Source organism: Pseudomonas sp. SIMBA_041 (genome assembly GCF_046535095.1).
Taxonomy (GTDB): Bacteria; Pseudomonadota; Gammaproteobacteria; order Pseudomonadales; family Pseudomonadaceae; genus Aquipseudomonas; species Aquipseudomonas mucoides.
On the sequence record NZ_JAWRXJ010000007.1, the window covers coordinates 118,667 to 130,737 of the forward strand.

A 12,071-nucleotide genomic window follows, 5' to 3' on the forward strand; every position below is an offset into this window, starting at 1 on the left:
TTCAACAAGGAACACCGACATGGCTGGCGAAACTTCATTGGCAACCCTGCTGCGCAGCATGAGCCCGCAACTCAACGCCGGCGAATACGTGTTCTGTACCTTGCGAGACGGCAAGCTGCCAGTGGGCCTTGAGATCGTCGGCAGCTTTCGCGAGCAGGAAGGTCTGACCGTGATCCTGGAACGTTCCCACGCCCAACAGGCCGGTTTCAGTTTCGACTACGTCGCGGCCTGGATCACCTTGAATGTGCATTCGGCGCTGGAAGCGGTCGGCCTGACCGCCGCCTTCGCCACCGCATTGGGCAAGGCCGGCATCAGCTGCAACGTGATCGCCGGCTATTACCACGATCACCTGTTTGTCGGTCAGGCCGACGCCGAACGCGCACTCCACGTGCTGCGGGACCTGGCGGCCAACGCGGAGTAAACCTTATGTGGCAAAGCTATGTGAACGGCCTGTTGGTGGCCGCCGGGCTGATCATGGCGATCGGCACGCAGAATGCGTTTGTGCTGGCGCAAAGTCTTCGTCGCGAACATCACTTGCCAGTGGCGGCACTGTGCGTCGCTTGCGATGCCTTGCTCGTGGCCGCCGGGGTGTTTGGCCTCGCCACGGTACTGGCGCATAACCCGACCCTGCTGGCGGTTGCCCGTTGGGGCGGCGCGGTGTTTCTGATTTGGTACGGCAGCCAGGCACTGCGCAGGGCTTTCTCGAAACAGAGCCTGCAAAAGGGTGAAAACCAGACCGTGCGTTCACTGCGCGCGGTGATGCTCAGCGCCCTGGCCGTGACATTGCTCAACCCGCACGTTTATCTGGACACGGTGTTGCTGATCGGCTCCCTCGGTGCCCAACAAACCGAACCCGGCGCTTATGTGGTGGGCGCGGCCAGTGCTTCGTTGCTGTGGTTCTTCACCCTGGCGCTGGGCGCGGCATGGTTGGCGCCCTGGCTCGCGCGGCCAAGCACCTGGCGGATTCTTGATCTGCTGGTGGCGGTGATGATGTTTGCGGTGGCGTTTCAATTAATCGTCACCCCCTGAATATTCCAAAAGGCTCTGGAACCTCTATCCCACACAGTTGTTGCGTGGTTATGCCGCACCCCCGGTGCTATGATCCGATCCGATGCGCCGCAAAGAGTACAAACTCCCCGGCGCTTGTCTGGCCGCCCGTGATCGGCCTTGCGCTCACCGCAACTGACCTGATTAGGAGAATCATCATGGCTTTCGAATTGCCGCCGCTGCCTTACGCACACGATGCCCTGCAGCCGCACATTTCCAAGGAAACTCTGGAATACCACCACGACAAGCACCACAACACCTACGTCGTGAACCTGAACAACCTGGTGCCAGGCACCGAGTTCGAAGGCAAGACCCTGGAAGAAATCGTTAAATCTTCCTCGGGCGGCATCTTCAACAACGCCGCTCAGGTCTGGAACCACACTTTCTACTGGAACTGCCTGGCGCCAAACGCCGGCGGTCAACCTACCGGCGCACTGGCTGAAGCCATCAACGCTTCGTTCGGTTCGTTCGACAAGTTCAAGGAAGAATTCAGCAAGACTTCCATCGGCACCTTCGGTTCCGGTTGGGGCTGGCTGGTGAAAAAGGCTGACGGTTCCCTGGCCCTGGCCAGCACCATCGGCGCCGGCAACCCGCTGACCAACGGCGACACCCCGCTGCTGACCTGCGACGTCTGGGAACACGCCTACTACATCGACTACCGCAACGTTCGTCCGAAATACGTCGAAGCGTTCTGGAACCTGGTCAACTGGAAATTCGTGGCTGAGCAGTTTGAAGGCAAAACCTTCACCGCTTAAGATCGATGCCAGACAAAAAACCCGGCTTTTATGCCGGGTTTTTTATTGCCTGGAGAAATGTGTCGACTATTCGGGCGCCTTCGCGAGCAGGCTCGCGAAGAACGATAACGCGGTCTACGCCGGATCGACTTTATCCAAGGCCCGGTTCACCGCCAACTCCGCCAGCATGATGATCTGCTGAATCGCCAACACCGTATTACGCTGCGGGCCGATCAGGTTCGCGGCGAAATCGCTGGTCATGACGCTGGCAGAGGCCAGTGACTCGCAGGCCTGGGCCAGGAGGCTTTCGGTGTCCATGTTGGGAGCGATCATGTACATCGTGCTGGGGCGGCGGGGTTTTTCGGTGTATTGGGACTGGGGGATCGAGGTAATAGTCGAGTGCGCGTTTGATGGCTTCGCGGTCTCGCAGGAGAGCTTCGGATTGGGTTTCTTCGGCGTCTGGGTCGGTGGTGTTCAAGGGTGGATCGGGAATCAATTTGTCCATTGTATTTCTCCAGCGTTGGGGCCCCCACTTGCCGCTTCTCACACGGCGAAGAGGTGGCAGCTATGTGCGAGGTGAGAAGACCGGTTATGGACACCCGGCCGGACCGAAGTCCGCCCGCACACAGCCGCCATAACGCAATTACTGGCAGCGAGTAAGCTGGCGGCGATTATGCGTGTACAGACACTGGATGACCATAAGTTGCCGGGCTCTCACACCCGGTCGCTGAGTTTTCAGCGACAGCCAGAGGTTAGAGACAGGGCTTCCTACCCAGCAACCTGAAAAATGCGTGGGAAATCTCTGCGTTTTTTACACATCGTTCAACACAAAAAATGGAACGCGGAGCGTCCCCGGCGGCATTCCCACGCGGGAGCGTGGGAACGATCATTCGGTGTACAGCCGCCGCTTCTCACCACTCATCAGGCCGAACGTTAGCTCGCCTGCCGCTTTTGATTCACCCGCCCCCTCGGGAGGCTGAGTGGAGGTGTGCATCCGGGGAGTGGCGCGTAGCGCCGTTCGACGCAGTCGAACACGCTGCATGTAGGTCGTAGCGGCCGAGCCTTAGCGAGGGGCCGGACGCTCGGGGCGAGACCTTTTGGTTCCTTTTGGGTCGTTCCGCGTTTGCCAAAAGGGACTCGCTGTAAGAGCGAAACCATTAGCGGCCGTTACCGCAGAAATGGATATGTACACCACCCCCTTGCCCCAACGCCATAGCCGGCTACCATCAACCGAGAAGGAAAAATTATCCCAATCCCCTCAAGTTGAAGGACCCAACTACCGACACAGTACTAATAGGACAAACACCCCGGACAACAGCAAATCGGCCACGCCCACAGACAAAATCCCCTGTGAATAAATGTCCCTTTGACTGCCAACACGGGATTGCCAATACTCATGGCAACTTGATGCTACCCGCACGGAACAAGGAATAACCCTTTGAAGCTGGAACTCAAGAACAGCTTGTCGGTGAAGTTGCTCCGGGTCGTGCTCCTGTCGGCATTGATCGTCGGCGTGGTCTTGAGCTGTGCGCAAATCGTTTTCGACGCCTACAAGACACGCCAGGCCGTAGCCAACGATGCCGAACGCATCCTCGACATGTTCCGCGACCCCTCTACCCAGGCCGTCTACAGCCTGGACCGGGAAATGGGCATGCAAGTGATCGAAGGCCTGTTCCAGGACGACGCCGTGCGCCAGGCCTCCATCGGCCATCCCAACGAAGCCATGCTCGCGCAAAAAACCCGCGAATTGCAGCATTCCCACAGCCGCTGGCTGACCGACCTGATCCTCGGCAAGGAACGCACTTTCACCACCCAACTGGTCGGTCGCGGCCCATATAGCGAGTATTACGGCGACCTGAGCATCACCCTCGACACCGCCACCTACGGCCAAGGGTTCATCATCAGCTCGGTGATCATCTTCATTTCCGGCGTGTTGCGCGCCATGGCCATGGGCCTGGTGCTGTACCTGGTCTATCACTGGCTGCTGACCAAACCGCTGTCGCGAATTATCGAGCACCTGACCGAAATCAACCCGGATCGCCCCAGCGAACACAAGATTCCGCAACTCAAGGGCCACGAAAAGAACGAACTGGGCATCTGGATCAACACCGCCAACCAGTTGCTCGAATCCATCGAACGCAACACCCACCTGCGCCACGAAGCAGAAAACAGCCTGTTGCGCATGGCCCAGTACGACTTCCTCACCGGCCTGCCCAACCGCCAGCAATTGCAGCAACAACTGGACAAGATCCTGGTCGACGCCGGCAAATTGCAGCGTCGGGTCGCGGTATTGGTGGTGGGCCTGGACGATTTCAAAGGCATCAACGAACAGTTCAGCTACCAGACCGGCGACCAATTGCTGCTGGCGTTGGCTGACCGGCTGCGCGCTCACAGCGGTCGCCTCGGCGCCCTCGCCCGTTTGGGTGGCGACCAGTTCGCCCTGGTCCAGGCCGATATCGAACAACCCTATGAAGCCGCCGAATTGGCGCAAAGCATCCTCGATGATCTGGAAGCGGCGTTTGCCCTCGACCATCAGGAAATCCGCCTGCGCGCGACCATCGGCATCACTCTGTTCCCCGAGGACGGTGACAGCACCGAGAAGCTGCTGCAAAAAGCCGAGCAGACCATGACCCTGGCCAAGACCCGCTCGCGCAACCGCTATCAGTTCTACATCGCCAGCGTCGACACCGAGATGCGCCGCCGTCGCGAACTGGAAAAAGACCTGCGCGATGCGCTGGCCCGCGATCAGTTCTACCTCGTCTACCAACCACAAATCAGCTACCGCGACCACCGGGTGGTGGGCGTCGAGGCGTTGATTCGCTGGCAGCATCCCGAGCATGGCTTGGTGCCGCCGGACCTTTTCATCCCCTTGGCCGAGCAGAACGGCACCATCATTGCCATCGGCGAATGGGTGCTGGATCAGGCCTGCAAACAATTGCGCGACTGGCACGATCAGGGCTTCCCCGACCTGCGCATGGCGGTGAACCTGTCTACCGTGCAACTGCACCACGCCGAGTTGCCACGCGTGGTGAACAACCTGCTGCAAATGTACCGCTTGCCACCGCGCAGCCTGGAACTGGAAGTGACCGAAACCGGCCTGATGGAAGACATCAGCACCGCCGCCCAGCACCTGCTGAGCCTGCGTCGCTCCGGCGCATTGATCGCCATTGATGACTTCGGCACCGGCTATTCATCACTGAGCTATCTGAAAAGCCTGCCGCTGGACAAGATCAAGATCGACAAGAGCTTCGTGCAGGACCTGCTCGATGACGACGACGATGCCACCATCGTTCGCGCGATCATCCAGCTGGGCAAGAGCTTGGGCATGCAGGTCATTGCCGAAGGCGTGGAGACCGCCGAGCAAGAAGCCTACATCATCTCCGAAGGCTGCCACGAAGGTCAGGGCTATCACTACAGCAAGCCACTGCCGGCCCGTGAATTGAGCGCCTACCTGAAACAGGCCCAGCGCAGCAACGCGGCTATTTTGTAGGCCTGCGAAAGATGCAGCCTCGTTTCACTCGACAGCTCCCACAGGCACACGTGGTCCTGTAGCAGCTGTCGAGTGAAACGAGGCTGCGTTTATTTTTGATCCCCGCCCCCGTGCGAATAAGAAATATTTCCACCTGCACTCTTTACACATAATGCGAAAGATTTGCATTATGTCGCAGTTTTGCGCGCGTGAAGCGCCCTTCCACCCCTCTCGAAGCAGGATGTTCGCCATGATTCGTATGCCTCTGGCTACCGCCAGTCTGTTGGCCATCGCTATTTCCCTCGCCGGTTGTGGCGAAGGCAAGGACAAGACCGCCGCCGCGCCAGCGCCGACTCCGGCCGCCAGCACCGTTGCTGCGCCAGCTGCTGCCAGCAAAGTCGATGAAGCTGCCGCCAAAGCCGTTGTCGCGCATTACGCCGACATCGTCTTCGCCGTTTACAGCGATGCCGAATCCACCGCGAAAACCCTGCAAACCGCCGTCGACGCTTTCCTCGCCAAGCCGGACGCCGACACCCTCAAAGCCGCCAAGGCTGCCTGGGTCGCGGCCCGCGTTCCTTACTTGCAGAGCGAAGTGTTCCGCTTCGGCAACACCATCATCGACGATTGGGAAGGTCAGGTTAACGCCTGGCCACTGGACGAAGGCCTGATCGACTACGTCGACAAATCCTACGAACACGCACTGGGTAACCCGGGCGCCACCGCCAACATCATCGCCAACACTGAAGTCCAGGTCGGCGAAGACAAGGTTGACGTGAAAGACATTACCCCGGAAAAACTCGCCAGCCTGAACGAGCTGGGCGGTTCCGAGGCCAACGTTGCGACGGGCTACCACGCCATCGAATTCCTGCTGTGGGGCCAGGACCTGAACGGCACCGGCCCAGGCGCGGGCAACCGCCCGGCTTCCGACTACCTGGAAGGCAAAGGCGCGACTGGCGGTCACAACGATCGTCGCCGCGCTTACCTGAAGTCCGTGACCCAACTGCTGGTCAGCGACCTGGAAGAAATGGTCGGTAACTGGAAGCCGAACGTGGCTGACAACTACCGCGCCACCCTGGAAGCCGAACCGGTGGATACCGGCCTGCGCAAAATGCTGTTCGGCATGGGCAGCCTGTCCCTTGGTGAGCTGGCGGGCGAGCGCATGAAGGTGTCCCTGGAAGCCAACTCTCCAGAAGACGAACAGGATTGCTTCAGCGACAACACCCACAATTCGCACTTCTACGATGCCAAAGGCATTCGTAACGTGTACCTGGGCGAATACACCCGCGTCGACGGCACCAAAATGACCGGCGCCAGCCTGTCGTCCCTGGTGGCCAAGGCCGACCCGGCTGCCGACACCGCGCTGAAAGCTGATCTGGCCGCTACCGAAGCCAAGATCCAGGTCATGGTTGACCACGCCAACAAGGGTGAGCATTACGACCAGTTGATCGCCGCCGGCAACACAGCGGGCAATCAGATCGTCCGTGACGCCATCGCTTCGCTGGTCAAGCAGACCGGTTCGATCGAAGCCGCCGCTGGCAAACTGGGTATCAGCGACCTGAACCCGGACAACGCTGATCACGAGTTCTGATCAACGCTGGCCAAACAAGAAGGCGACCTTAGGGTCGCCCTTTTTACGCCTGTTTTTTGGGTGATGCTGATGGCCTCATCGCGGGCAAGCCACGCTCCCGCAGGTTCGGTGCAAAACCCTGTGGGAGCGTGGCTTGCCCGCGATGGCCGCGACTCGGTCTCAAGTCAAACCTTGCCCCACATCAAGTAAACGATAATTCCTCTTATTCAAACTCCCGTGCCCTGTTAGACTTTGCGCCCTTGTTTTGCTCGTCTCGCAGGATGTCTGATGCCCCCGCTGCTGCTTCGCTTGTCCGCACTGTTAATGGCCCTGGGCCTGAGTGCCTGCGATGACGCCCCGCGTTTTACCAAGGCCGAACCCGGTGAAGCCCGGTCCGGTGGCAGCGCGACCGTGCGCAAGACCGATCAGAACTCGTTTTCCCTGCCGTCCGCCAACCTGCCGCCATCACGGCGTGTGGACTTCAGCGTCGGCAACAGTTTCTTCCGCAGTCCGTGGGTCATCGCGCCGTCGACCACCACTGCTCGCGACGGCCTCGGCCCCCTGTTCAACACCAACGCCTGCCAGGGCTGCCACATCAAGGACGGGCGCGGCCATCCGCCACCGCCCGACGCGCCAAATGCGGTGTCGATGCTGGTGCGCCTGTCGATCCCCAACGCACCGGCCTATGCCAAGGTTATCGAGCAGCTCGGCGTGGTGCCGGAGCCGGTCTATGGCGGTCAGTTCCAGGACATGGCCGTGCCCGGTGTTGCACCGGAAGGCAAGGTGCGCGTCGATTACACGCCCGTTGCGGTGCGATTCAAGGACGGCACCGAAGTCGAACTGCGCAAACCGAGCCTGAACATCACACAATTGGGTTACGGCCCGATGCACCCCGACACGCGGTTCTCGGCGCGCGTCGCCCCGCCGATGATTGGCCTGGGTTTGCTTGAAGCAATCCCCGACGAGGCGATCCTGGCCAATGCCGAAGCGCAGGCGAAGGACAAAAACGGCATCGCCGGACGCCCGAACCGGGTCTGGGATGACGCCCAGCAGAAAACCGTCCTCGGCCGATTTGGCTGGAAAGCCGGGCAACCGAATCTCAATCAACAGAATGTGCATGCGTTTTCCGGCGACATGGGCCTCACTACCAGCCTGAGACCGTTTGACGACTGCACCGACGCGCAAACCGCCTGCAAACGGGCACCCAATGGCACCGGCCCTGACGGCGAGCCAGAAGTCAGCGACAACATCCTGCGCCTGGTGTTGTTCTACAGCCGAAACCTTGCCGTACCGGCCCGCCGCGATGTCAGCGCGCCCGAAGTGCTGGCCGGCAAAAACCTGTTTTTCCAGGCCGGATGCCAATCCTGCCACACGCCGAAATACACCACCGCCGCCAACGCCGCCGAACCGGAACTGGCCAATCAAGTGATTCGCCCGTACAGCGATCTGCTGCTGCATGACATGGGCGACGGCCTCGCCGACAACCGCACCGAATTCCAGGCCAGTGGCCGCGACTGGCGCACCCCGCCATTGTGGGGCATCGGCCTGACGCAAGCGGTCAGTGGCCACACCCAGTTTTTGCATGATGGCCGCGCGCGCAATTTGCTCGAAGCCGTGCTCTGGCATGGCGGCGAAGCGACGGCTGCGCAGCAACAGGTTTTGTCTTTCAATGCCGAGCAGCGCGCTGCGTTGCTGGCATTTTTGAACTCACTTTAAACACTTATAAAACATCGGGAGCCCGACATGTTCCGCCCCAAATTGTTGTTCACCAGCCTTGCCGCACTCGCACTGGGCGCCTGCTCACCGCAGGACCCGCAAGCCGTGACGTCGGCCGCTATCGCCAAATCGGTGATCCTGCCGACCTACACCCGCTGGGTTGAAGCCGACCGCCAATTGGCCGCCAGCGCCCTGGCCTACTGCGAAGGCAAGGAAAACCTCGACACCGCCCGCACCGACTTCCTGCACGCGCAGAAAGCCTGGGCCGAGCTGCAACCGCTGCTGATCGGGCCATTGGCCGAGGGCAACCGTTCGTGGCAGGTGCAGTTCTGGCCGGACAAGAAGAACCTGGTCGGCCGTCAGGTCGAGCAATTGGTCACCGCGCAGCCGCAGATCGATGCCGCCGCCCTGGCCAAGTCCAGCGTGGTGGTTCAGGGCCTCTCGGCCTATGAATACATCCTGTTCGACAGCAAGCCGGACGTCGCCAACGACGCACAGAAAGCCAAGTATTGCCCGCTGCTGAAAGCCATCGGCGAACGTCAGAAACAACTGGCCGAAGAGATTCTGCAAAGTTGGAACAACACCGACGGCATGCTCGCGCAGATGAGCAAATTCCCGAATCAGCGCTACGCCGATTCCCACGAAGCCATCGCCGACTTGTTGCGTGTGCAAGTCACCGCCATCGATACCCTGAAGAAAAAACTCGGCACGCCAATGGGCCGCCAGAGCAAGGGCGTGCCGCAGCCGTTCCAGGCCGATGCATGGCGCAGCCAATCGTCCCTGACCGGTCTCGAAGCCAGCCTCGCCGCGGCCAAAACCGTGTGGGAAGGCGTCGACAACAAAGGCCTGCGCGGTCTGTTGCCGAGTGATCAAAAGCCGTTGGCCGACAAGATCGATGCCGCCTACGCCGCCTCGCTGAAACTGTTCGCCAGCAACCAGCGTTCGCTGACCGAAATGCTCAACGACGATGCCGGGCGCCAGCAACTCAACGATCTCTACGACAGCCTCAACGTTGTCCACCGCCTGCACGAAGGCGAACTGGCCAAGGCGCTGGGCATTCAACTGGGCTTCAACGCCAACGACGGTGACTGATGAGGACGAGTGCCATGCTGCGACGTCAGGTTCTGACTTTAGGTAGCTTGCTGCTGGGAGCAGTGACACTGGGCGGCTGGACGCTGTTCAAGCAAAAGGACAAAAGCCCGCTGCTGCTGTCGGCGCGGGACGACACCGACGGCAAGCATTACGCCGTCGGTTATCGGCTGGACGGCACCCGGGTGTTTGCCACCCAGGTCGGCCAGCGTTGCCACGACATCATCAACCACCCGACGTTGCCGATAGCGCTGTTCGTGGCCCGTCGTCCGGGCACCGAGAGCTACCTGATCGACTTGCGTGACGGCACGTTGCTGCAAACCGTGACGTCGCTGCCGAACCGGCATTTCTACGGGCACGCGGTGATTCACAAGAGCGGCGACTGGCTGTACGCGACCGAGAACGACACGTCCGATCCGGGCCGTGGCTTGCTCGGTGTGTATAAGTTCGAAGGTGAGCGGCTGGTGCACAGCGGCGAGATGTCCACCCATGGCATCGGCCCGCACCAGGTGTCGTGGATGCCCGATGGCGAAACCCTGGTGGTGGCCAACGGCGGCATTCGCACCGAGGCCGAAAGCCGGGTCGAGATGAACCTCAACGCCATGGAACCGAGCCTGGTGCTGATGCAACGCGACGGCACGCTATTGAGCAAGGAAACCCTCGCCCAGCAGATGAACAGCGTGCGGCATCTGGGGATCGCCAGCGACGGCACCATCGTTGCCGGTCAGCAATTCATGGGGCCGTCCCATGAGTCGTCGGAGCTGCTGGCGATCAAGCGTCCTGGCCAGCCGTTCGCGGCATTTCCAGTGCCCGAGCATCAGTTGCAGGCGATGGGGCATTACACCGCCAGCGTCGCGGTGCACAGCGAACGGCGCCTGGTGGCGTTGACCGCGCCACGGGGCAACCGCTTTTTCATCTGGGACCTGGACAGCGGCGAAGTGCGCCTGGATGCGCCCCTGCCCGATTGCGCCGGGGTCGGCGCCGTGGCCGACGGTTTTGTCGTGACCTCGGGCCAGGGCCGCTGCCGCTACTACGATTGCCGCCAGACAACGCTGGTTGCAAAACCATTGGAGCTTCCGGCGGGGCTTTGGGATAACCACCTTCACCTCATCTGAGCCCGTTTCCTGTGGCGAGGGAGCTTGCTCCCTCGCCACAGGTTATTCATCGTTCGTTAGTCCCCTTGAGTGACAGGCGCTCCAAGGCCTCGCCTGTAATTTCTTCCAGTTGGAATCACCCTGCGACTCAGATAATGTGCCCCACTGTCTCACCTGATTTTCTCCAAGGAACTGGAAATATGCTGCGTCGCCGCATGCTGATCATGTTGGGTGTTGTTCTGCTGATCGTGCTGGTCCTGGCCGGTTATAAAGCCTTTTCCATCTACACGATGATTCAAGGCTTCTCCGCGCCAAAACCGCCGATCAGTGTTGCCGTGGCCACCGCCACCGAACGGCCGTGGCAAGCCCGCCTGCCCACCGTTGGCACGCTCAAGGCGTTGCAGGGCGTGGACCTGAGCCTGGAGACCGACGGCACCGTCGTCGACTTGCAGTTCGAGTCAGGGCAGAAGGTCAAGGCCGGTCAACCGCTGCTGCAGCTCGACAGCGCCGTGGAAAGAGCCTTGCTGGAAACCGCGCTGGCCGACCTCGGGCTGGCCCAGCTCGATTACGGTCGCGGCAGCCAGCTGGTCGGCAGCCAGGCGATTTCCAAAGGTGAATTCGACCGACTGTCAGCCGTGCAGAAAAAGAGCAAAGCCACGGTCAATCAGCTCAGGGCCGCGCTCAGTAAAAAGAGCATCGCCGCGCCCTTCAGCGGGACCATCGGCATTCGTCAGGTGGACGTCGGTGACTATGTCGCCACTGGCACCATGATTGCCACCCTGCAAGACCTCAGCAGCCTCTATGTAGACTTCTTCGTGCCCGAGCAGTCGATCCCGAAGATCGCCCTCGGCCAACCGGTGCAGGTCATTGTCGCGGCCTACCCGACGCGGACCTTCCCCGGCACCATCAGTGCGATCAACCCGAAAGTCGAAAACAGCACGCGCAACGTTCAGGTCCGCGCGACCCTGGCCAATCCTGACGGCACGTTGCTGCCGGGGATGTTCGCCAGCCTGCAAGTGTTGTTGCCCGACCCGCAGCCGCGCATCGTCGTGCCGGAAAGCGCGATCACCTACACGCTGTACGGCAACTCGATCTACGTCGTCGCGCAGAAAAAAGCCGAAGACGGCAGCCTGGAAAAAGACGACAAGGGCCAACCGATCCTGATCGCCGAACGCCGTTTCATCGAAACCGGTGAGCGTCGCGACGGGCTGGTGATGATTACCAAAGGTGTGCAGAACGGCGAAAAAGTGGTCACGGCCGGCCAGATCAAACTGGACAACGGTGCGCACATCGCGATCAGCGACGACAAGACCCTAGCCGAGAAGAACAGTCAGCCGCGCGCGGACTGATCAAGG

At 60.7% G+C, this 12,071-nt stretch carries 9 protein-coding genes and 1 pseudogene; 9 read left to right on the plus strand and 1 reads right to left on the minus strand.

Going from position 1 to position 12,071, the window contains the following annotated elements; all coding sequences use genetic code 11:
• Nucleotides 1–19 precede the first annotated feature (19 nt).
• From SB725_RS18490 to SB725_RS18500, 3 genes are all read left to right on the plus strand, one after another.
• The gene (locus tag SB725_RS18490) at nt 20–421 is read left to right on the plus strand and encodes an ACT domain-containing protein (RefSeq protein WP_027922875.1); all 402 of its coding nucleotides are present in this window, start codon (nt 20–22) and stop codon (nt 419–421) included.
• A 5-nt stretch (nt 422–426) separates the two neighbouring features.
• Nucleotides 427–1,029, plus strand: a complete 603-nt coding sequence (locus SB725_RS18495; RefSeq protein ID WP_027922874.1) for a LysE/ArgO family amino acid transporter — start codon at nt 427–429, stop codon at nt 1,027–1,029.
• Between the two features lie 176 nt (nt 1,030–1,205).
• Nucleotides 1,206–1,802, plus strand: coding sequence for a superoxide dismutase (locus SB725_RS18500; RefSeq protein WP_008034365.1), 597 nt, complete (start codon nt 1,206–1,208; stop codon nt 1,800–1,802).
• A 114-nt stretch (nt 1,803–1,916) separates the two neighbouring features.
• Here SB725_RS18500 and SB725_RS18505 read toward each other — a convergent pair.
• Nucleotides 1,917–2,286 (minus strand): annotated as a pseudogene (locus tag SB725_RS18505) (DUF6124 family protein).
• A 933-nt stretch (nt 2,287–3,219) separates the two neighbouring features.
• Here SB725_RS18505 and SB725_RS18510 point away from each other — a divergent pair.
• The 6 genes from SB725_RS18510 (at nt 3,220) to SB725_RS18535 (ending at nt 12,065) form a co-directional block, all read left to right on the plus strand.
• Complete coding sequence (locus SB725_RS18510; RefSeq protein WP_027922873.1) at nt 3,220–5,271, plus strand: putative bifunctional diguanylate cyclase/phosphodiesterase; 2,052 nt, start codon at nt 3,220–3,222, stop codon at nt 5,269–5,271.
• Between the two features lie 229 nt (nt 5,272–5,500).
• Complete coding sequence (locus SB725_RS18515) at nt 5,501–6,838, plus strand: imelysin family protein (protein WP_059182244.1); 1,338 nt, start codon at nt 5,501–5,503, stop codon at nt 6,836–6,838.
• Between the two features lie 267 nt (nt 6,839–7,105).
• Entirely contained in the window at nt 7,106–8,533 is a 1,428-nt protein-coding gene (locus SB725_RS18520) for a di-heme oxidoredictase family protein (protein ID WP_027922871.1), read from the plus strand.
• Between the two features lie 27 nt (nt 8,534–8,560).
• Nucleotides 8,561–9,625, plus strand: a complete 1,065-nt coding sequence (locus SB725_RS18525) for an imelysin family protein (protein ID WP_027922870.1) — start codon at nt 8,561–8,563, stop codon at nt 9,623–9,625.
• A 14-nt stretch (nt 9,626–9,639) separates the two neighbouring features.
• Complete coding sequence (locus SB725_RS18530; protein ID WP_410922458.1) at nt 9,640–10,737, plus strand: DUF1513 domain-containing protein; 1,098 nt, start codon at nt 9,640–9,642, stop codon at nt 10,735–10,737.
• Nucleotides 10,738–10,916: 179 nt separating this feature from the next.
• Entirely contained in the window at nt 10,917–12,065 is a 1,149-nt protein-coding gene (locus SB725_RS18535) for an efflux RND transporter periplasmic adaptor subunit (RefSeq protein ID WP_027922868.1), read from the plus strand.
• Nucleotides 12,066–12,071 lie beyond the last annotated feature (6 nt).